The organism is bacterium endosymbiont of Bathymodiolus sp. 5 South, assembly GCF_900128535.1.
Lineage (GTDB): Bacteria > Pseudomonadota > Gammaproteobacteria > PS1 > Pseudothioglobaceae > Thiodubiliella.
Genome location: NZ_FQTR01000243.1, coordinates 1 through 1,890 on the forward strand (window position 1 = coordinate 1; position 1,890 = coordinate 1,890).

The window sequence follows — 1,890 nt, forward strand, 5'->3', positions numbered from 1 at the left end:
TCGCACTTTTAGCAAAAATCCAATTTATATTCCTAACTCAATTTTTGCCTCAATCCCGATTGAGACGCCATCGCGTATGACCAATCGCCGTATTAATGAGGTGGTTGGCATTCGTTATGATGATATTGCAAAAATACCCGCCATTATCACCGAAGTAGAGGCGATGCTAAAAGCACACAAGGAAATTGACCAATCTCAAGCACTAAGAGTGTATTTCAATTACTTTAATACCTCCTCTCTTGATTGTAACATTGTTGCTTTTACCAAGACCACTAGTAAAGATAAATACCAACAAGTGAAGCAAAAAATACTACTCAATATTGCAGATATTATTGCCAAACACAAAGCAGAAATCGCCTACCCTACTCAGACCTTGCATATTCAAAAGTAATGACTATGAAAAAGCTATATATTCGCACTTTTGGATGTCAAATGAACGAGTACGACAGCCAAAAAATGACCGATGTGCTAAAGCATTCACACGCTTTAGAATTAACCGATGATGCACTTGATGCAGATGTGTTACTCATCAACACTTGCTCCATTCGTGAAAAAGCACAAGAAAAACTGTTTCACCAGCTCGGTCGGTGGAGAAAACTCAAAGAAAAAAATCCCAACTTAATCATTGGCGTCGGTGGCTGTGTCGCCTCACAAGAAGGGGAACTTATCTTAAAACGAGCCCCCTATGTGGATATGATTTTTGGACCACAGACTCTACATCGATTACCAAATATGTTAAATGATGCTTTAAGCGATAAAGCCGTAAGTATTGATATTTCTTTCCTAGAAATTGAAAAGTTTGATCATTTGCCTGAACCTGAAACTAACGGCGTCACTGCCTTTGTTTCCATTATGGAAGGTTGCTCTAAATACTGCACCTTTTGCGTTGTACCTTACACTCGAGGTGAAGAGGTGTCCCGCCCTTTTAACGATGTCATTAACGAGGTGCAAATATTAGCCAGACAAGGGGTTAGAGAGGTGAATTTATTAGGCCAAAATGTCAATGCGTATCAGGGCAGGATGGACGATGGTGAAACAGCTGATTTAGCACTACTGATTAATATTGTAGCGCAAATTGACGGCATTGATAGAATTCGCTATACCACTTCACACCCTGTTGAATTTAGTGACAGTCTGATTCAAGCCTACGCTGAGGTGCCTGAATTAGTATCACACTTACACCTACCTATTCAAAGTGGCTCTGACAAAATTTTAACGCTAATGAAGCGTGGACACACCGCACTTGAATACAAGTCTAAAATTAGGCGTTTGCGTAAGGTGCGCCCTGATATTTCCATTTCTTCAGATTTTATTATTGGTTTCCCAGGTGAAAATGAGCAAGATTTTACGGACACAATGGCACTTATTAATGAGGTTATTTTCGATAAATCTTTTAGTTTTATTTACTCTGCCCGCCCTGGAACGCCTGCATCTACTTATACCGATGATGTGACATTACAAATCAAAAAAGAACGCCTTGCACTTGTACAAAAAACCATTGACAAATCAACCGAGCAAATCTCTAAGGCGATGATTGGTAGTGTGCAAAAAGTTTTAGTAGAAAATAAAGCCAAAAAAGGCGATAATTTATTCGGACGCACCGAAAATATGCGTAACACACATTTTAAAGGTGACGAGTCTTTAATTGGTCAGATTGTTAATGTAAAAATTACAGATGCTCGTGCTAATTCATTGATGGGGGTGTTAGCAATTTAGTTGGGTGCAATAGTGTTACTCATGTTTTTTCTCCTTTTTGGGGGTCATAAAATATAAGGGTTTAACAATCTAACTTACAGAAGCTTGGGCTTGTAATTTTATTTTGTTTACTATAACATCTTGCTTCTTTAGTTAAAAAAATGTCATTATGCACTTGTTAACCAATATATCTAC

The 1,890-nt window shown here is 38.3% G+C and carries 2 protein-coding genes; both read left to right on the forward strand.

The genetic code is table 11. From position 1 onward, the window contains the following. On the forward strand, positions 1-391 hold a 391-nt coding region (locus tag BBROOKSOX_RS10455), incomplete at its 5' end, for a mechanosensitive ion channel family protein (RefSeq protein ID WP_139661710.1). A gap of 5 nt (positions 392-396) precedes the next feature. Then, positions 397-1,716, forward strand: coding sequence for a tRNA (N6-isopentenyl adenosine(37)-C2)-methylthiotransferase MiaB (gene miaB, locus BBROOKSOX_RS10460; RefSeq protein ID WP_139661711.1), 1,320 nt, complete (start codon positions 397-399; stop codon positions 1,714-1,716). Positions 1,717-1,890: the final 174 nt, after the last annotated feature.

What these genes read in the sequence shown, in the direction of transcription:
- miaB (WP_139661711.1), top strand. Translation starts at nt 397, where the DNA reads ATGAAAAAGCTATATATTCGCACTTTTGGATGTCAAATGAACGAGTAC.